The organism is Limnohabitans sp. T6-5 (genome assembly GCF_003063315.1).
Taxonomy (GTDB): Bacteria; Pseudomonadota; Gammaproteobacteria; order Burkholderiales; family Burkholderiaceae_C; genus Limnohabitans_A.
Genome location: NZ_NERV01000004.1, coordinates 1 through 18325 on the forward strand (window position 1 = coordinate 1; position 18325 = coordinate 18325).

14 protein-coding genes are annotated in these 18325 nt (G+C 57.9%); 6 read left to right on the forward strand and 8 right to left on the reverse strand.

Going from position 1 to position 18325, the window contains the following annotated elements:
- Window positions 1–1136, forward strand: a 1136-nt coding sequence (locus B9Z51_RS18465) for a hypothetical protein (protein ID WP_199227558.1), incomplete at its 5' end; no start/stop codon positions are given.
- A 133-nt stretch (window positions 1137–1269) separates the two neighbouring features.
- On the forward strand, window positions 1270–2952 hold the full coding sequence (locus tag B9Z51_RS15345) for a ShlB/FhaC/HecB family hemolysin secretion/activation protein (protein ID WP_108376061.1): 1683 nt from the start codon (window positions 1270–1272) through the stop codon (window positions 2950–2952).
- A 10-nt stretch (window positions 2953–2962) separates the two neighbouring features.
- Here B9Z51_RS15345 and B9Z51_RS15350 read toward each other — a convergent pair whose 3' ends face one another.
- Both B9Z51_RS15350 and B9Z51_RS15355 read right to left on the reverse strand, forming a co-directional pair.
- Window positions 2963–4417, reverse strand: coding sequence for a sensor histidine kinase (locus B9Z51_RS15350; RefSeq protein WP_108376062.1), 1455 nt, complete (start codon window positions 4415–4417; stop codon window positions 2963–2965).
- A gap of 1 nt (window position 4418) precedes the next feature.
- Window positions 4419–5147: a response regulator transcription factor gene (locus tag B9Z51_RS15355; protein ID WP_369959374.1), complete on the reverse strand. Its 729-nt coding sequence runs from the start codon at window positions 5145–5147 to the stop codon at window positions 4419–4421.
- Window positions 5148–5277: 130 nt separating this feature from the next.
- Here B9Z51_RS15355 and B9Z51_RS15360 point away from each other — a divergent pair, with 130 nt between their 5' ends.
- The 3 genes from B9Z51_RS15360 to B9Z51_RS15370 all read left to right on the forward strand — a co-directional run bounded on the left by B9Z51_RS15360 (window position 5278) and on the right by B9Z51_RS15370 (window position 8289).
- Complete coding sequence (locus tag B9Z51_RS15360; protein WP_108376338.1) at window positions 5278–6252, forward strand: tripartite tricarboxylate transporter substrate binding protein; 975 nt, start codon at window positions 5278–5280, stop codon at window positions 6250–6252.
- Window positions 6249–6713: a tripartite tricarboxylate transporter TctB family protein gene (locus B9Z51_RS15365; protein ID WP_108376064.1), complete on the forward strand. Its 465-nt coding sequence runs from the start codon at window positions 6249–6251 to the stop codon at window positions 6711–6713. The genes B9Z51_RS15360 and B9Z51_RS15365 overlap by 4 nt, the downstream gene beginning before the upstream one ends.
- Before the next feature lie 82 nt (window positions 6714–6795).
- Window positions 6796–8289, forward strand: a complete 1494-nt coding sequence (locus B9Z51_RS15370) for a tripartite tricarboxylate transporter permease (RefSeq protein WP_108376065.1) — start codon at window positions 6796–6798, stop codon at window positions 8287–8289.
- A gap of 328 nt (window positions 8290–8617) precedes the next feature.
- Here the strand turns inward: B9Z51_RS15370 and B9Z51_RS15375 are convergent, their stop codons facing one another.
- Window positions 8618–9847, reverse strand: coding sequence for a phage integrase SAM-like domain-containing protein (locus tag B9Z51_RS15375; protein WP_233254995.1), 1230 nt, complete (start codon window positions 9845–9847; stop codon window positions 8618–8620).
- A 123-nt stretch (window positions 9848–9970) separates the two neighbouring features.
- On the opposite strand from B9Z51_RS15375, the gene B9Z51_RS15380 reads away from it, so the two are divergent.
- Window positions 9971–11038, forward strand: a complete 1068-nt coding sequence (locus B9Z51_RS15380) for a porin (protein WP_369959498.1) — start codon at window positions 9971–9973, stop codon at window positions 11036–11038.
- A gap of 418 nt (window positions 11039–11456) precedes the next feature.
- Here the strand turns inward: B9Z51_RS15380 and B9Z51_RS15385 are convergent, their stop codons facing one another.
- The 5 genes from B9Z51_RS15385 to B9Z51_RS15410 form a co-directional block, all read right to left on the reverse strand.
- Window positions 11457–13007, reverse strand: coding sequence for an ABC transporter substrate-binding protein (locus B9Z51_RS15385; protein ID WP_233254996.1), 1551 nt, complete (start codon window positions 13005–13007; stop codon window positions 11457–11459).
- Between the two features lie 137 nt (window positions 13008–13144).
- Complete coding sequence (locus B9Z51_RS15390) at window positions 13145–14143, reverse strand: ABC transporter ATP-binding protein (RefSeq protein WP_108376069.1); 999 nt, start codon at window positions 14141–14143, stop codon at window positions 13145–13147.
- Window positions 14140–15108 carry an ABC transporter ATP-binding protein gene (locus tag B9Z51_RS15395; protein WP_108376339.1) on the reverse strand — a complete coding sequence of 323 codons (969 nt, stop codon included), beginning with the start codon at window positions 15106–15108 and terminating at the stop codon, window positions 14140–14142. Before B9Z51_RS15395 ends, B9Z51_RS15390 begins: the two co-directional genes overlap by 4 nt.
- A 701-nt stretch (window positions 15109–15809) precedes the next feature.
- Window positions 15810–16721, reverse strand: coding sequence for an ABC transporter permease (locus tag B9Z51_RS15405; RefSeq protein ID WP_108376071.1), 912 nt, complete (start codon window positions 16719–16721; stop codon window positions 15810–15812).
- Window positions 16722–16730: 9 nt separating this feature from the next.
- Entirely contained in the window at window positions 16731–18317 is a 1587-nt protein-coding gene (locus B9Z51_RS15410; protein ID WP_108376072.1) for an ABC transporter substrate-binding protein, read from the reverse strand.
- Window positions 18318–18325: the final 8 nt, after the last annotated feature.

Consider the following 18325-nt stretch of genomic DNA (forward strand, 5'->3'; position numbering starts at 1 on the left):
CCGGCAAGAACGCAGGCAGCTACACCAGCACCATCACTGGCAGCAATGCGAACTTGGAAAACAACTACGCCAACATCACCAAGGCCGGTGGCACACTGACGATTGGCAAGAACACGAGCACCAACGTCGTGCTGACCGCCAACAGTGACACCAAGGTCTACAACGGCACGACACAAGCCGTGACAGGCTTTGCCGTGACCGGCCTGCTGGGAGATGACGTCACCAACAGTGCCGCCGCAGTAGCAGGCATCTCCGCAGGCACCTCCGGCAAGAACGCAGGCAGCTACACCAGCACCATCACTGGCAGCAATGCGAACTTGGAAAACAACTACGCCAACATCACCAAGGCCGGTGGCACACTGACGATTGGCAAGAACACGAGCACCAACGTGGTGTTGACCGCCAACAGTGACACCAAGGTCTACAACGGCACGACACAAGCCGTGACAGGCTTTGCCGTGACCGGCCTGCTGGGAGATGACGTCACCAACAGTGCCGCCGCAGTAGCAGGCATCTCCGCAGGCACCTCTGGCAAGAACGCAGGCAGCTACACCGTTGCTGTCACAGGCAACAATACCAATTTATCCAGTAACTATGCCAATGTGAGATTTGTCGCAGGCTCACTGGATATTGCCAAAGTGAATGCAACCGTCACAGGCACCAACACCACGGCTACTGCAGATGGCACTCTGAAAACACAAGCCGAAGCGACGAAGTCCGGGTTCATTGTGGGTGAGGACGTGAATGTCTCTGGTTTGGCGTCAGGCACGACAGCGGGCACCTACAACTCCAATCTGAGTCTGAGCCCCACCAACGCCGCCACCTTGCTCAACAACTACAACATCAAAATCACCAACGCAGCACTGACCATCAATCCGGCAGCGGCCATCTTGAGCACAGCCGTCATCCCGGTCACGATTCCTCAAACCAGAACGGTCACCCCCATCAGCCGATTGACCCTGTCGGGCTTTTCGAACCAAAGCGGCGTCGGTGCGGCTGTGGCCGGTAGCGTAGACCCACAGGAGCCCACGAACGCCAGCGCTTTGTCCTGCACCCCTGAAAATGACATGGACTGCGCTTGCGAAGATCTCGGGTCTTCAGGTGTAGAGCTGTGTCTGGCCCCCGCTCGCAGCTGACCCCTTATAACGACTTTAAAAGTTTTAGGAAATTAAGATAACAAACACACTATAGTTATTTAATAAATGTTTTACGATTTTAAAAACTCAAATTAACGCAACTCAGTGCGAACCTGCAAGACTTGAATAAACCATGAAACCCACTTTCAAACTGATCACTCTGGCTTCAGTGCTTCAAGCCGCATGTGCAAACACATGGGCGCAAACCGCCCCCCCCCAAGCCCCATCACCTGTCGGCATTCAGCAAAACATCAACCAATCCATCAACCAGCTGCCCAAGGCCAAGGTCAAGCCTTTGGCCAACATTGACGTGCTGGGTCTGGAAAATGCAGACTCCATCGACCGTTTGCTGGGGGTAGAAATTCAAAGTGCCGCCTTGCAAGACGAGATCCAGAAATACTGGGCCGCTTCCATTGGCAAGGGCGTTTCCACCGATGAGTTGCAAAACTTCAATGGCTGGCTTTTCGAAGAGTCTCGCCGCTTGGGCTTTTTGTCGTATGCGCAAACCGAAGTCAAAAAGTCAGACGGCGGCAGCATCCTGTTGGTCAAAATTCTCCGGCCCACGATCAACGCTGTGCGAGTGATTGCCAAAAACCCTGCATTGCTGCAAACCTATGGTGCCTTGATTACCCAACGGTTCGAGCAGGACTTCAAGGCCAACATGCCGGTGGACACACTGGGACTGGACCAACGCCTGGATTCGGCCAGCTATGACCTGCCCATTGAGCTGGATGCCACCATCCGTGCAGTGGGCCCTGAGCAGATCGACTTGATCGTGAGCATTGCCGAAGCCCCCTCACGTTTGGGCAAGGTGCTCGATGGTGTGGTTCAGTTGAACAACTACGGTCTGCGCCAATACGGTATTCCTCAAGTGATGGCGTCTTTGTTGGTCGGCGGGCATGAACCCAAAGCCAGCTTGAGCTTGGTGGGTCAAAAATCCCAAGGCATCAATTACGGCAGGGGTGAATACGAATCGGCGTTAGAGGGTTCGCAATCACGCTGGCGCTTGTGGGCCGCAGGCTCGGACAGCCGAAACATCATGGGCGGCCAGTCCACCACACTGGGCCGCAGCGGTGAACTGGGTGCAGGTTTGACCCGAATCCATGGCGGTTTCCGCGATTTCGTGTTCAAGCAAAACATCGAAATCGCAGCCCGTCACGGCAGCAGCACGCTGGAGAGCACCGGGCAGGTCACCACCCGGGTACACGACAACCAGTTCCGACTGCGCATCACGGCCGACAACGAAAAACTGACGCGCGACTCCAGCCGCGCTGAGTTCACCTACACCGTGGGCAATTACAGCCTTATTTCAGGTCAAACCCCAGTCGACCCCGGACTTTACGCCAAGCTCGAATTGGCCTTGCGGGACCAAAAATCCTGGAACCAGGAAGGCAGCCTGTTCTCGGTGTTCAAGTTCCGTGGACAAATGACATCAGCGCGCCTGGACTCCTACAACCAGCTCTCACTGGGTGGCATCGGTGGTGTGCGAGCCTACACCTCGGTGGACGGTACGGGTGACGACGGGGCTGTGGCCTCGGTAGAACTCAACCGCCGCTTGAGCAATGGCATGGTGGTGGGCGGCTTTTATGATGCGGGCCTGGTCAAACTGAAGAATCCAGCCACCAACGGCACCGAGCCCCTGAACAAGTACACACTGCAAGCGGTAGGTTTGCAGTTGTCAGGCAATGTACAAAAAGCCAGCTACAGCCTGACCCTGGCCAAAGGCTTGGGCGGGTATTCGGCATGGACGCAGTACAACATCGAATCCACCCCCAACAACTGGCGCCTGAACGCCTCACTGACTTACGTCTACTGACCCTGCGCCATCAGGGCCTGACCAGCACGCTGGCAGGCTCTGCATCCGGCAGCGGCCACGCCATGCGGATGATGGTTCCCACACCCTGATGAACCGGGCTGCGCAACTGCAGTTGTATGGCGTGTTGTCTGGCAATTTCGTGCACGATCGCCAAACCCAAGCCACTGCCTGAAACACCGGCCGCAGCCGCCCGGTAAAACCGCTCAAACACATGGGCCTGGTGTGCCTGCGCAATGCCCGGGCCGTTGTCTTGCACCTCCACCCAATGCAGCCCCACCCGCACGGTGATGTGTGAGCCTTTGGTGCAGTGGTGGATGGCGTTGTCCACCAGATTGCTCAGCGCCTCATGCAAGAGCAGGGGCACACCCAAGACGTTACACACAGCCCCAGGCGCCAAGCTGGACTCGAAGCCCAAATCATGTCCGCACTGATGCGCCCGCGAGGCATGCTCTTGCGTGACCTGGCGCGCCAAAACCAGCAAATCCACTCGCTGCGGGCTGTGCATCTCCTGCGCATGTTCGACACGGGTCAAGGCCAGCAATTGCTCGGTCAGCCGCACGGCATCGTCGGTCGTTTGGCTTGCCGCCCGGATCAGGGCATGGACCTGCTCAGGCGCTGTGCTGCGCTGCGCCAGCGCCAGCTGGGTTTTGAGCACCGTCAGCGGGGTGCGCAATTGGTGCGCGGCATTGTCCAAAAAGCGTTTGCGAATCTCGATCAAGCGACCCAAGCGTTCCAGGTAGCCGTTGAGTGTGGCCAGCAAAGGCCTCAGTTCACGCGGCAAAGCCTGCGCCTGGACGGGTGAAAAATCATCGCCCGACTTCTGCGCCAGTTGCTGCCGAAAGGACTCCAGTGGGCGGATTCCACGCTGCACACCCCACACCACCAAGCCCGCCGCAGCCCACAGCAACAGGCCCTGACTGCCCAGGGTGTCCCACAAAATACGCCGGATCAATTGCTGCCTGGCCTCCAGGGTTTCGGCCACGGTGATGCGAAGGATAGGTTGCGGCATACCCTGCGCGCTCATGACGTGGATGAGCTGGGCCAGACGCACCGGCTGATGCAGAAAAAAACCATCGTCAAACTGCACCAGGGCGAAATACTTGACCTGCGACGGGGTCTGGGCCCGCACATCCGGCAGCGAAGCGTCACCGGTCAACGCTTGACCGTCAGGCTTGGTGACTTTGTAAAACAATCGCGAGCCCGTGTGGTTTTCAAACAGATAGCCCGCGGCCTTGTGAACATCCAGTTGCAACTGCCCGTTCTGCCATGACAACTCTTCAGCCAGCGTGCGGGCGGCCAGATAAAGCGAGCGGTCATAAGCTTCGTTGGCTGCCTGCACCGCATTGCCGTAACTGACCCAGGCGTTGAACGCCATCAAAGCCATCAAGGGCGCCAAAATCCAGCCCAACAAGCGCTTGCGCATGGACGCTGCGGCCGGTGTTGTCCCGCTATTCAAAGCGCCCATCTCAGGCCTGGCCTTCGGGCGACAAGGTCAGCATGTACCCCATTCCCCGGAAAGTGGTCACCCGCACGCCTGAGGCCCCCGACACAGCGCTTGACGCCTCCAGCTTCTTGCGCAATCGGTAAATCAGCACCTCCACCGCATCCAGCTCAGTGGCTTCGCCCTCAAACACCTGCTCGTGCAATTGCTCCTTGCTCACAGTGCGCTGGGGGGACTCCAGAAGCACACGCAAAGCAGCGGTCTCACGTCGGGTCAATGACAGAGCCTGGCCGTGCAGCACCACAACACCATGGCTGCGGCTCATCGTCAGTGGGCCGAGCCGCAGTTCATCCACCTTCACACGGCCTCGACGGCGCAACAGCACCTGCAAACGCGCTTCCAGCTCGCTCAGGTCAAACGGTTTGGGCAAATAATCGTCTGCCCCCATGTTCAGGCCCAGCACCCGATCAGGCACGCTGGCCCGGGCCGTCAGGATCAAAACCGGCACCTCATCACCGCGTTCGCGCAGCACTTGCAGCACACTCAGGCCGTCCTGGCCCGGCAATTGCAAGTCGAGCAAGACGGCATCGAAACCATGCCCGGGCTGCAGACAGCGCTCGGCCTGCAGGCCATCGGTGGCAAAGCTGACCGCCATGCCGCCCTGGCGCAAAGCCGTGCCCAACCACAGTGAAATATCGGGCGTGTCTTCCACCAGCAAGATGTTGGGCGGCATGGGTGGCTTGAGGGTATTCACTGAACTGGATTGACAGGTTTTTGACAGTTTGGCGCGTGCAGGGCGCCGACAATCGTTCTGAACGGCAAGCCCCTCGCACATGAATCACGGGCCTGCACACCCTCTTTTCATTGTCACACAGGAGAACTCTGTGCACCTTTCCAAACGCGACTTTTTGAGCTTCAGCGCCGCCGCTGGCGCTTCACTCGTCCTGCCCACCAGGGCGCAAAACAAACCCCTGATTGCCAGCATCAACATGTTTGTGCCTGCGGCCCCCGGAGGCGGCTGGGACGGCACCGCGCGCGCCATCGAGCGCGCCGCCAAAGCCGCCGGCCTGGTGGGCAATATGCAGTTTGAAAACGTCGGTGGCGCAGGCGGCATGGTCGGCTTGCCCCGCTTCGTGAACCAGCGCAAAGGCCAGGCCAACACCCTCATGGTGGGGGGCTCGGTCATGATCGGCGCAGGCATCGCCAACAAGAGCCCCGTCACCATCAAGGACGTGACCCCGATTGCCCGCCTGACCGAAGAAGCCGGTGTGATCGTGGTGCCCGCCAGCGGCAAGATCAAAACCTGGAAAGAACTCGAATCCGCCCTCAAGGCCAATCCCAAGGCCGTGTCGGTGGCGGGCGGCAGTGCCGGCGGCACCGACCACCTGATTTTGGGCATGCTCATCAAGGCCCTGGGCAAGAACCCGCGTGAGGCCGCCTATGTGGCCTTTGCTGGTGGCGGACCCGCCAACGCAGCCATTTTGGGTGGCCAAGTAACCGCCGGTATTTCTGGGTGGTCCGAATTCGAAGAGCAAATCAAGGCCGGTCGCATGATCCCTCTGGCCGTTTCAGGCAAGCGCCGCATTCCGGGCGTGAACGTGCCCACACTGACCGAGCTGGGCGTGAACGTCACCGAATCCAACTGGCGCGGCGTGTTTGCGCCACCCGGCATTTCTGCGCCACAGCGCGACGCCATGATCGACTTCATGACCAAGCTCAACGTCTCAGCACAGTGGCGCCAAGAGTTGGAAACTCGCAAATGGACCGACGCCTTCATGACCGAGCGCCCGTTTGAGCGCGATCTGACCAAGGACATCGAAGAAAAAATCGTCCTGATGAAAGAACTGGGGCTCGCATGACCGCTTTTCGCGTGGCTCTGGTGCTGATGGCGCTGTGCGGCCTGGCCGCCTGGCAAGTCACCGTCATTCCCCAATCGCTCATGCAAATGGCTGTGGGTCCGGTGCTGGCACCGGCTGTGATCGTGACCGCTTTGAGTGTGCTGGCACTCTTGTATGGCCTGAGCGCCTGGCGTGGTCGCCAGGTCGATGAAAGTCACGCCCCGGATCAAGCGCCATTGCCCGGCGCCAACGCCCGCATGCTGAGCCTGCTGGCGGGCGGCGTGGCCTTCATCGCCCTGGTTGCGCCACTGGGGTTTGTCATTCCCGGCACCTTGTGCGGCATGGGTGTGGCGCGTGCGTTTGACGCCCCGCTGGGCCTCAAGTCGGCGCTGGTCTGCGGCGCCATTGCCAGCACCTTCTGGTTCGTGTTTGCCCAGTTGCTGGGCGTGGGCCTGGGCCCTGCACTGCCCTGGCTGATCTGATGCTGGCTCACCCCCCTCAATTCTTCACGCCAACGCTCATCGCCCAACGCCCAACGCCCAACGACTTTAAAACGGACACCCCATGCAATCTTTCAACGCCCTGATGGAGGGCTTTGGCAACGCCCTGCAACCCGTCACCCTGATGTGGGGTTTCGTCGGCTGCTTCATTGGCACCCTGGTGGGCGTCCTGCCCGGCATTGGCCCGGCGCTGACCATCGCCTTGCTGCTGCCTCTGACCTACCATGTGCCGGCCACCAGCATGTTCGTCATGTTTGCAGGCATTTATTACGGTGCGGCTTATGGCGGCTCGACCACCTCGATTTTGCTCAACACCCCCGGCGAATCGTCGGCTGTGGTCACCGCCCTCGAAGGCAACAAAATGGCCCGCCGTGGCCGTGCGGGTCAGGCCTTGGCCACTGCCGCCATCGGCAGCTTTGTGGCGGGCACCATCGGCACCCTGGCGCTGACCTTTGTCGCCCCCTGGGTGGTCGAAGCGGCGCTGGCCTTTGGCCCGGCCGAATACTTCAGCCTGATGGTGCTGTCGGTCGTGGCCGTGTCGGCCGTGCTGGGCAACTCCATGCTGCGCGGGCTCATCGCACTGGCTGTGGGCTTGCTGCTGGGCATGGTCGGCGTGGACTTGCAAACCGGGCAACCCCGCTTCACCTTTGGCCGCCCTGAACTGCTGGACGGCATCGAAGTGACTGTGGCCGCTGTGGGCCTGTTTGCCGTGGGTGAAGCCCTGTATCTGGCGTGGCAAGGCCGCGAATCCAAGACCGGCGAAGTCATGAACATGTCGGGCAGCTTGTGGCTGAGCAAACAAGACTGGGCACGCTCCTGGAAAGCCTGGTTTCGGGGTGCCTTGTTCGGCTTTCCCATCGGGGCCATGCCTGCGGGCGGGGCCGAGCTGCCCACGCTGCTGTCGTACTACACCGAGAAAAAACTCTCCAAACACCCCGAAGAATTCGGCCACGGCGCCATCGAAGGGGTGGCAGGCCCGGAAGCGGCCAACAATGCCGCCGCAGCGGGCGTACTCATGCCGCTGCTAACCTTGGGCATCCCCACCTCGGCCACGGCCGCCATCATGCTCTCGGCCTTTGAAGGCTACGGCATCCAGACCGGCCCGCAGTTGTTCAGTCAACAAGGCAGCCTGGTCTGGACCCTGATCGCCAGCCTCTACATCGGCAATGTGATCTTGTTGGTGCTCAACCTGCCATTGGTGAGCCTGTGGGTCAAGCTGCTCAAAATCCCACCGCCCTGGCTGTATGCGGGCATCATCGTCATCTCTACGGCGGGCGTGTACGGCGCAGGCAACTCGGTGTTCAACGTCGGCTTGCTCTTCGTGTTCGGCCTGATCGGCTACACCATGCGGCGCTTTGACTTCCCGGCAGCGCCTCTGATCGTCGGCCTGATTTTGGCCCCGCTCGGCGAACAATCCATGCGCCAAGCCCTGACCATCAGCCAAGGCGAATGGTCCACCTTCTTCACCCGCCCCCTGTCCGGCAGCCTGATGGTCATCGCGGCGCTGCTGCTGATCGTGCCGCCACTGTGGAAACGGTATCGCCCAAACAGCGTGTGATGTTCAAGACCCGACCGACAAAAATGCCCATGATCGTTTTGTAGGTCGGTGGTCGAAGACCCCGACATGGGGTTGCCAAGCAAGCACTCATCTCAATGTTCGCGTTCGGGCATCGAGACAAACGTCGGACTCTTCGAGTACCGACCTACAGGAAAACCAACGGTCTTTTTGCAGGTCGGCGGTCGAAGACCCCGACATGGCAGCAACCGGCAGCGCACCTACAGATTCGCGCCCTGGCATCGAGACAAACGTCGAACGCTTCAAGTACCGACCTACAGAAAAGTCAATGCTCGCATGAGCTGACACGTGTTTCACGTCTGCCCAAAGCTCACGAGGTCCCACTTTTTTGCGTCCGTCGGCTTTGCAACATGGCCACGTTCATCTCACCATCCAAAGATGACGCATAAAACTGTTCAATCATTTGCACTGACGTGCGGGCATTGCGAGCCAAGGTCAGCATATCAATCCCTTGCCCAAAAAGCAGTCGAAACATGATGGACGTATGACGCAGGCAATACAGCGTCCTTAATCTTCCCAATGAATCCTCAGGGGTGACGCCCGCCTCACGCATGACCCATTTGAACCAAAAGCCCAGCACGGCCAGCGCATAACCCCGGTCGGTTTCGGCGGGCAAAAAAACGTAATCATCGGGTCCGCCAAACCCCAAAGAACGCGAATGGGCCAACGCGGCTTCATAGACATGCACTGCAGGGTACAAAGTCACGATAGGTGTGTCATGGCTTTTGGTCTCCGGCGAGCTCAGCCGCAAATACACACTCTCGCCTCTGACCACCTGCACATGCTTGTGTTTGAGCTGACGCAAGTCTCCCGGGCGAATAAAGCTGTTCACCATGAACCGGATGACCCACGCCATGTCAGGTGCCAAAGTCAAATTGCGCGGTGCCACCCAAAACCTTTCACGGTTTCCTGCGGATGCTTTGATTTCTGGCGCCTTGCTGCCCTGTCTTGACAAACGATAAGCCGTGCGCACCACGGCCGCGTACTCCTGCAAGCTCAACATCGAGCGAGGGCGAGACGCCACTTTGACAACTGGCAATTCTGGCGTTTCGTTCAAAAAACCGTGTTTGATCGCCAGTTTGAACAACTTTCGCACCACCACCAAGTACTGAGAAATGGTGGTCGTGCTCATCTGATGGTCCGTCAAGCGCTTGACAAACCCATCCATCATGACCGGCGTCGCTTGCGAAGGCGGGATGAACTTGAAAAACGGCAACACATGCGCATCCAGACGATTGCGCAAGATGCCCAAGGACAAAGGACTCAATTCCCCACGCTGAACGCGCTGATTTTCTTTTTCGAGCAACTGTTCCGCCAAAGCATCAAAGCGGTTGAGCCGCATGGGCCCCCGCGTTAAAACGGTGTCGGTCAAATCTGAAGTTTCAGTGCGTATTTGTCTCGAATTTCTACTATTTGTCATCTGAGCCCAAACTTCTGGACTGACAACATAAAAAACGGGCTTATTGCGATCGAGTATGGCAACTGCTGACTCTCCCGAACTCCCAATGACATCCATCGGTTTTCCCAAAAAATCAGACAAACTGGCACACAAGGAAGCCAAAAGTGGTTGAACAGTCATAAGTTAGAAAAGCATAGGTTGTGCAAAATCATTCTAGGTTCTTCATTCTTAATTTCAGTGTGCAATCTAGCTGCTCTGGCTGCCGTGGCAGCTGTTACTGGTGCTTTCGCACAGTCTTCTGTGACTATTTGGGGTGTTGTTGACGTTGGAATGGGTAACTACAAAGCCAACGACGGCACAACTGCTACCAAGATGACTACTTCCAACTTGTCCTCTAGCCAACTCGGCTTCAAAGGCACTGAAGACCTCGGCGGCGGCTTGAAAGCTGGTTTCTGGTTGGAAGCAGGCTTGAACCCTGACAACGGCGTGGGTCAAGCATCCAACACCAACAACCAAACTTCTGGCGCACAAGCAGCTAACGGTGGTCTGACTTTCAACCGTCGCAGCACCGTGTCTTTGGCTGGTAACTTCGGTGAAGTTCGCCTGGGTCGCGACTACACACCAGACTTTTGGAACAAGACAGTCTTTGATCCGTTCGGCACGCTGGGCGTCGGTCAAGCATCTAACTTGAACCTCTCTGGTACTGGTTCTGCTGGTGTTCGCGCATCCAACAGCATTGCTTACCTGTATGGCGTTGGCGCCAACGAAGGCAGCCACGCTCTGAGCGCCAATGGCATCTACGCTCAATTGATGTCCGCACAAGGCGAGAACGCCTCTGGCTCTTCGACCTCCAAAGATGGCAACTACGTGGGTGGTCGCCTGGGTTACAAAGCGGGTGCTCTGAACGTGGCTATTGCCTCTGGCACAACTAAAAACGCCCTGGTCGGCGATAACAAAGTGACAAACCTGGGTGCGTCCTACGATTTGGGTGTTGCCACTTTGATTGCAAATACCAATATCAACAAAACTGGCGACAACACAGTTGACAACACCACCAACTTGATCGGTGCTCAGATTCCTCTGGGTTCTGGCTACATCCCTGTCTCTTACAGCGACTACAGGAGCTCAGGCACTGCCAGCGATGGTTACAAGGCGACTCAATTCGCGATTGGCTATGTGTACAACCTGAGCAAGCGTACAGCCCTGTACGCCAACTATGCCAAGTTGGACAACAAAGGTGGCGCCAAGTTCAACGTGAACAGTGCACCTGCTGGCGCAACGGCGAACGGTTCTTCTTCAGGTTATGAAGCTGGCGTCAAGCACGCCTTCTAATCTCTTGCTGTCGTCAGACAGTTTGAGATTTGAAAGTCAAAAACCCACCGTGGCAACACGGTGGGTTTTTTTTTATCAGTCCCAACGAAATCCTCTTGCAGTTGTGCGTCAATGCCCCTTCGTTGATTGGCTGCCGGGGACGTGAGGCCCTCGCGTCATGCGCATCAAACGAAACCGTCTTCTCTGAGCACCCTCACGCGCCATACCCACCGGACGCTTTGAATCGTGATCGACAAGTGAGTCAATGGCTTGTGAGTTGGGCTGTGGTCAAAGACTTCGGGGTATGCGTTGCGGACTTCTTCTTTGCTGGCGGCATCTGCAACATGCAGATGTTGAAATTTTCTAAGTACACATTTGAAGTCCGGGATCTCAGATGGCAGGATCGCGTTCAACCGAGAAACGTCCGCGCAGCGGAAAGTCAATCCACCTGCACCAAACGCCAATCGATGCGGTTGTCTGCGCGAAAGACTAAATTAACGTTTTTGGTCATGGCCCATGAGATGAGTTGGTTGTGCAAAGGGATCATGGCCACTTCGTCGCTTTGCAATTGCAAAGCCGCTGTCAGTAAACGGGTGCGGGCGGTGGGGTCGGATTCTGTTTTGGCGCGATCAATCAGCTTGTCCAATGCGGGATTGCTGTATCGGCCCAGGTTGTAGTTGCCGTCGCCCCCCGCTCCAGGGGTGCGCACCAGCGATTGCAAGGTGTACAGGGCATCAAATGTCGTCACACCCCAGCCGATCAGGTAGATGCTGGCTTCATGGCGTTGCATCATGGGCAAATATACGGGCGCATTGACGATACGCAAGCGGGTTTTGATACCCACCTTAGACCACATGCTCGAGATGGCCTGACAGATTTCGCTGTCGTTCACATAGCGACCCGCAGGGCACGCAAAGTCTACGGTGAAGCCTTCAGGATAGCCTGCCTGGCTCAGCATTTTTTTGGCGGCATCTGTTGAAAACGGCAAACGTGCGTGCAGTTTTTCCGTCCAGCCATTGATCTGTGGTGAGACCAACGCACCGGTGTTTTGGGATTGCTGGCGCATGATGATTTCATGCAGCGAATCGATGTCAATGGCTTGGTACAGCGCTCGTCTGACACGCACGTCTTTGAGCGGATTTCTGCCTTTGATGTTGGAGCCGACCAACTCGTTTCTGAATTGATCCATGCCCAGCATGATGGTGCGGGTCTCCGGGCCAGTGACCACTTTGAGGTCATCGTTTTTCTGCACTCTGTACAGATCTTGCGGATTGGGGTCTTGCAGCAGGTCAATTGATTGCTCCTGCAGCGCATTGATGCGGGCGGTATCGGAGCGGATCGGGGTGTAGACAACCTCGGTCACATTGCCTTCCATCTTGCCCCACCACTTGGGATTTTTGACCAGAATGAATTTTTGACGTGGCACCCAATCTTTGAGCATGTAAGGCCCTGTGCCATTGGCTTGTCGATGTGAGGGTGTGTCCTGGTTGCTGTTGATGTCTTTTGGCTCCAGCGAGTCGTTGGCCTGTGCCCAAGCCTTGCTCATGATGCGCAACTCGGTCAGCTGTGCCAACAGCACGGGGTCGGAGCCTTGGGTCCAGACATCGACCGTGAAGTTGTCGACTTTCTCCACCTTGGCGATGCTGGCCACTTGCGCTGTGAATGTGGATGTCTTGGCCATCGCGCGGCGCAATGAGAAAACGACATCATCGGCATTGAAGTCCGAGCCATCATGAAACTTGACGCCTTGGCGCAGCGTGAAGCGCCATTGCTGTGGCGTTACCATTTTCCAGCTGGTGGCCAGCATGGGTTCGGGCTTGAAGGTGCGCGAGTTGAAATAGACCAGTGACTCGTAAACAGCCGCGTGCACGCCACTTTGAAATCCATTGACTTGAGAGTGAATGTCCCAGGTTGTGATGTCACTGGCGGCTGCCCAGCGAACAGTTTTGGACCAAGCAGGCAGGGTGTGACAGCTCAAAGCCAATGCCATGAGTCCCGCCTGTATCGCTTGAATTGAGATCGCCGCCTTGAATAATCGATTCATATGCACCTCTGAAGTGGTGCAATTTTAGTTATTTAAATCACCAAAAAAATATTAAAGAATTCAATAACATATCAAACTTGCTTTCAACTCACCGCATGACAAGCGATCTTGATGCCTTTGAGCTCGCGCAAAGCGGGGCGTTCCGATCTGCAAATATCGGTGGCTTGCGGGCAACGCGGATGAAAGCTGCAACCACTGGGCGGGTTAAGAGGATTGGGCACCTCGCCTTGCACAGGCGTGCGGGAGCGGCCGGTGTCGTGCATTTTGGGAATCGCGTCCAGCAGCATTTTGGTGTAAGGGTGCTGTGGGTTGGCAAACAAGGTGTGCTTGTCGGCCAGCTCCACCAATCGGCCCAGATACATCACGCCCACCTGATCACTCACATGGCGCACCACGGCCAGGTTGTGGCTGATGAACAGGTAGGTCAGACCGCGTTCGCGCTGCAGGTCCTTCATGATGTTGAGCACTTGCGCCTGCACGCTCACATCGAGCGCCGACGTGGGCTCGTCACACACCAAAAATTCGGGCGCAGTGGCCAAGGCCCGCGCAATGGAAATGCGTTGACGTTGGCCGCCCGAGAACTGGTGCGGGTACTTGACCATGTCCAGCGCCGACAAGCCCACTGATTGCAGCAGCTCGGCCACGCGGGCCTTCAGCTCTGCGGCATCCTGGATCAAACCATGCTCTTGCAAGGGCTCGCCAATGATGGCTTCAACCGTCCAGCGTGGGTTCAGGCTGGCATAGGGGTCTTGAAAAATCATCTGGATGCGTTGGCGCATCTTCCGGGCATCGACTGATTGGAAGGCGGCGTGCGCGTCCTGTCCATCAAATGTCAGGCCGCCGCGCGTGGGCTCATACAAACCCACCAGCAAACGAGCCACGGTGCTTTTGCCACAACCGGACTCACCCACCAAGGCCAGGGTTTTGCCTTTTTCAATCTCAAAGCTCACGCCGTCAACGGCGTGAAGCAGTTGGCGCGGTTTGCGCTCAATCATGCGGTTGAGCCAGGGCGCAGACACATCAAAGCTTCGGGCCAGATCGTGCGCAACCACCAAGGGCTGTTTGTGGGATGACGCGGTCATGCGGCACCTCCATCGTGCAACCAGCAAGCGGCGCGGTTGGCCCCGGCGTTCATCAAATCGGGGCGCTGCTGCCTGCAACGGTCAAAGGCCTGCGGGCAGCGCGGGTTGAAGGCGCAGCCTGTGGGAATGGCGTTCAAGCGTGGCATGGCGCCGTCAATCTGGTTAAGTCGTTCACGGTCACTTTCCATGTCGGGAATCGAGGCCATCAAGCCTGCGGTGTAAGGGTGGGCCGGGTGGTTGATGACCTGGTGCACCGGGCCGATTTCGGCAATGCGCCCGGCATACATCACGGCCACGCGGTCGCAGGTTTCGGCGATGACGCCCATGTCATGGGTGATCAGCATGACGGCCGCACCACGGTCTTTGCAAACCTTTTTGAGCAAGCCAATGATTTGCGCCTGAATCGAGACATCGAGGGCGGTGGTTGGCTCGTCGGCCACGATGAGTTGGGGCTCGGCCGCCAAGGCCAGGGCAATCACCACACGCTGGCGCATGCCGCCTGAGAACTGGTGCGGGTAGTGGTCAATGCGTTCATCGGCGGCAGAAATGCCGGTGTCCTTGAGCAACTGGATGGCCCGTTGGCGCGCCTCGGCCACGTTCACCGGCAGATGCGCCTGGATGGTCTCGACCAACTGGCGGCCGATGGTGTAGAGCGGGTTGAGCGAAGTCAGCGGGTCCTGAAAAATCGCACCGATTTTGCGTCCCCGAATGTGACGCATCTGGTCTGCGTTGAGCTGGTCGATGCGTTGGCCTTCGAGCAAAATCTGCCCACTGGCCACACGGCCTGGCGGCTCCAGCAAGCCGATGATGGAGGCGCCCGTGAGCGACTTGCCAGCCCCCGATTCGCCCACCACGCCCAGAATTTCACCGGGAGCAATGTCGAAAGAAATATCGTCCAGAGCACGCAAGGTGCCATGGCGGCTGGGGAATTCGACCACCAGGTTTTGAACTTGAAGCAGACTCATGGCGGTCATTCAGAGGATATATCTTTGGAAATTATTGCGAACACAACAAATGTGCGCGGGTCGGCGGCTGGAGATCCGGACAACTGCTTGCCTGTTCGCAATGCTGTTTGCTCGTTCCGTTGGTGCAGGCGCCATGTCGGACTCTTCGAGTGCCGACCTACAAAAGAACGCAGCGGTGGCTTTGCAGGTGCTACGGGTTCCCGTAGGTCGGTGGTCGAAGATCCCGACAAATGTTTGCTTGTCCGCAATGCTGTTTGCGCGTTGTGCTCGTTCGGGCGTCATGTCGGACTCTTCGAGTGCCGACCTGCAAAAGAACGCAGCGGTGGCTTTGCAGGTGCTACGGCTTCCCGTAGGTCGGTGGTCGAAGACCCCGACAAATGTTTGCTTGTCCGCAATGCTGTTTGCGCGCTGTGCTCGTTCGGTCGTCTTGTCGGACTCTTCGAGTGCCGACCTACAAGAAAATGCTGAGATGATTTTGCAGGTGCTACGGCTTCCCGTAGGTCGGTGGTCGAAGACCCCGACAAATGTTTGCTTGTCCGCAATGCTGTTCGAGCGCTGTGCTCGTTCGGGCGTCATGTCGGACTCTTCGAGTGCCGACCTGCAAAAGAACGCAGCGGTGGCTTTGCAGGTGCTACGGCTTCCCGTAGGTCGGTGGTCGAAGACCCCGACAGCGGCTTGCGGCACCGCACGCGTTGTCGCACTCATCGCAATCTCGGGTTCAGCGCATCGCGCAACCAGTCGCCCAGCAGGTTGACCGACAAGGCAATCAACACCAGCATGAGCCCGGGGAAGATGGTGATCCACCATTCGCCGGAAAATAAAAAGTCATTGCCCACACGGATCAGGGTGCCCAGCGATGGCGAGGTGACCGGTGCCCCAACTCCCAGAAAAGACAAGGTGGCTTCGGTGATGATGGCGGTGGCCACCTGGATGGTGGCCAGCACCATGACCGGCCCCAACACATTGGGCAGCACATGCTTGACCATGATGCGCAAGGGGGCCACACCTGTGACACGGGCTGCCTGCACGTATTCCTTGTTGCGCTCGACCAAGGTGCTGCCCCGCACCGTGCGGGCGTATTGCACCCAGCCCGTGAGCGAGATCGAGATGATCAGCACGCCAAAAGCCAGCGACTCGTTGGCATTGGGGAACAAGGCCCGCCCGACGCCCGCAATCATGAGGGCCACCAAAATGGCCGGGAAAGACAGCATCACGTCGCACAAGCGCATGAGCAGGGAGTCGATCCAACCCCCTTTGAAGCCGGCCAGCAGGCCCAGTCCGACACCGATCACCACAGACAACATGACCGAAGCCAGCCCCACTACCAGCGAGATGCGCGAACCGTAGATCAGGGCCGACAAAATGTCGCGCCCCTGATCGTCGGTGCCTAGCAGGTATTTGGCTGTACCGCCTGCCATCCATGCGGGGGGCAGACGGGAGTCGCTCAACTCCAGTGTGGCCAGGTCAAACGGGTTGGAGGGGGACACCCAACCCGCAAACACGGCACAAAAAAGACAAACGAACGCGATGAAGGCGGCCACCATCGCCATCGGCGATTGACGGAAGCTGTACCCCACATCGCTGTGCCACCAACGCTGCCAAGCTTGTTGCATGCTCACGCCTTAAGGTTTGACGGTGATGAATTTCCAGGCCATCCCGTTGTCCGGAAACTGCACCAGCTCGATGTTTTTCTTGGCCGCCCAGTTGAGCGCTTGTTGGTGCAGTGGCAGGTGGCCCACATCGTCCTGGTGGATCTTCATGGCCTCGCGGATCATCTCGTTGCGCTTTTTCTGGTCGGTTTCAGAGGCCACCTTGTCGGTCAACTCGTCCACCTTGGGGTTGCTGTAGGCGCCCAGGTTGAACTGACCACGACCACCGTCACCGGGTGTGGACATGATGGGATACAGCACGTTGTGGGCGTCCACGGTGCTTGCTGTCCAGCCGAGCATGTAAAAACTGGTGTTGCGGCTCAGGATCTTGGGGAAGTAGGTGCCCTTGGTCTCGGCTTCGAGGTTGATCTTGACGCCGATCTTGGCCAAGTTGGCGGCCACGGCCTGGCAGATTTCTGCATCGTTGACATAGCGGTCGTTCGGGCAGTTCATCTTGACTTCAAAACCGTTGGGGTAACCGGCTTCGGTCAGCAGCTTCTTGGCCGCTTCCACGTCGTAAGGCAGGCGCTTGGCCAGGTCAGGCGCAAAGCCGTTGACTTGAGGCGGGAACATCAGGGCCAGGGGCGTGGCTGCACCGCGCATGACACGGCTCTTGATGGTCTCGATGTCGATGGCCTGGTAGAAGGCTTTGCGAACACGGACGTCCTTGAAGGGGTTCTTGCCCTTGATGTTGGAGTAGAGCAGCTCGTCACGCTTTTGGTCCATGCCCAAAAAGATGGCGCGCAGCTCGGGGCCTTGCATGACTTTGAGCTTGTCGTTGGACTTGAGGCGGTCCACGTCTTGAACGGGCACTGGCTCCATCACATCCAACTCGCCCGACAACATGGCTGCCACGCGGGTGGCGTCGTTGCCAATGACGGTGAAGATGACTTCGTCGACATTGCCAGCAATCTTGCCCCAGTAGTTGTTGTTGCGCGCAAAACGAGTCTGCACGTTGGGCTGGCGCTCTTTGACAATGAAGGGGCCGGTGCCGTTGGCTTTGAAAGAGGCTGCATTTTCGATGCCTTTGCGGCGATCCACAGGCTTGGTGGCCTGGTTCTCTTCACACCACTTCTTGCTCATGATGGCCCAGTGCGTGATCAACTCGGGCACGATGGGAAACGGTGCAAAGGTGATGATGTCGATGGTGTGGTCGTTGATCTTCTTGATCTCTTTGAACTGGCCCACGTAACTCTTCATGTCTGAGCCTTCGCCCTTGGCGCGCTCGTAACTGAAGATCACGTCGTCTGCGGTGAACGGTGTGCCGTCATGGAATTTGACGCCTTTGCGCAAGTCAAAGCGCCACACGGTCGGGGCGGTTTGCTTCCAGCTGGTGGCCAGCAGCGGGGTGAGCTTGTAATTGGCATCACGCGAGACCAGCGTCTCGTAGACGTTTTCCACCACCGTGATTTGCAAAGACTCGTTGAGCGAGTGCGGGTCCATCGACAGGGCGTCGCCCTGGTTGCCAATGCGCACGGTGACGGCCTGGGCACTGCCCATGGCCAATGCCGACATGACGGCCAGCGCGCAAAGGGAGCGTGAAAACTTGTGGTTACGCATGAGAGTCT